A 1,233-nucleotide genomic window follows, 5' to 3' on the forward strand; every position below is an offset into this window, starting at 1 on the left:
GGAGACCAGACTATGTCGCACCACGCATTTCCCATCCAGCCTGACCCGGCCTTCCCAGAAGCGGAGCATCGCGAGCGACTGGCCCGCGCCCGAGAGGCCCTCGCCGAGGCCAAGCTCGATGCCGTGGTGTGCGTGGCCCCCGAGCATTTGTATTACTTGGCTGGGTTTGACGGCCACACCCACTTCCAACTTCAGGCTCTTGTCTTCGGTGCTACAAAGGATCCGACGCTCATTTTCCGCGATACGGACATTGTGAATGCGCGAGAGTTCTCCTGGGTCAGCGACATGCGGGTTTATCACCATGGGGTTCAGGACCCCATCTCGCTTATCGTCGATGCTGCGCGTGAGCATGCTGTACCCGGCGGACGCATTGGCGTCTGCTTCGATAGCTTCGCCCTTCCTGGCGCCGCCGCGCTCAGATTGAATGCAGCGCTGGGCGGGGATGTTGCTGATGCGACCAATCTGATTGAGCGTCTGCGCTTCCGCAAATCCGCGCGTGAACTAGACTACATGCGGAAGGCTGGCGCCATCGCAGAGGCTGGTCGTAGCGCCTTGCGCCAAGCGGTAGCCGATGGAGCAACCGAAATGGAGCTCGCTGGCGCCATCGAGCACGCCATGCGCTTGGCTGGTACCGAATACCCCGCCATGCCGACCTGGTTTTCCACGGGCCCGCGCACCAGCGGTGGTCACCGCACGCCCACCATGCGGAAGCTGCGGAGAGGGGAGCCCGTAAAGGCGGAATTCGCCGGCGTTCAGCGCCGTTACCATTCCGTGACAATCCAAACGCTCTGGCTCGGCCAACCCAGCCAAGCGGCGACTGAAACCTACGATGCGGTGCTGCATGCATTTCGTGCCGCCTGCGAAAAAATCAAAGTCGGCAACCCAACGGCAGCGGCCGAGGACGCCGCCTTCAGCGAGTACCAAAGGCGCGGCCTTGATGTGGGAGTCCACGCCCGCTTGGGCTGTGGCATTTCCGCCGCTTATCCTCCCAGTTGGATCGAAGGATACGACATTACCCGCGAATCAGGTGAGCGGTTCCAGGCTGATACGACATTTCTAATTCATACGCACATGCGGTCTGCAGACGGATACGTCGTCCTGGTTGGCGGTACTTACGCGTTGACCGAGAGTGGTCTTGAATGCCTGGCTGGCGGGGACCTCGAAATGACCGTGATCTGAGACGGGAGCCTGCCGTAAAACGACACGGCAACTAGCCCACCATGTGCCGCACGC

General features: G+C 61.3%; 1 protein-coding gene. It reads left to right on the forward strand.

The genetic code is table 11. The features are described 5' to 3' along the window. On the forward strand, positions 1-1,179 hold a 1,179-nt coding region (locus tag AYK65_RS31270), incomplete at its 5' end, for a M24 family metallopeptidase (protein ID WP_081163222.1). Between the last annotated feature and the right edge of the window lie 54 nt (positions 1,180-1,233).

It is taken from the genome of Ensifer aridi, assembly GCF_002078505.1.
GTDB lineage: Bacteria > Pseudomonadota > Alphaproteobacteria > Rhizobiales > Rhizobiaceae > Sinorhizobium > Sinorhizobium aridi.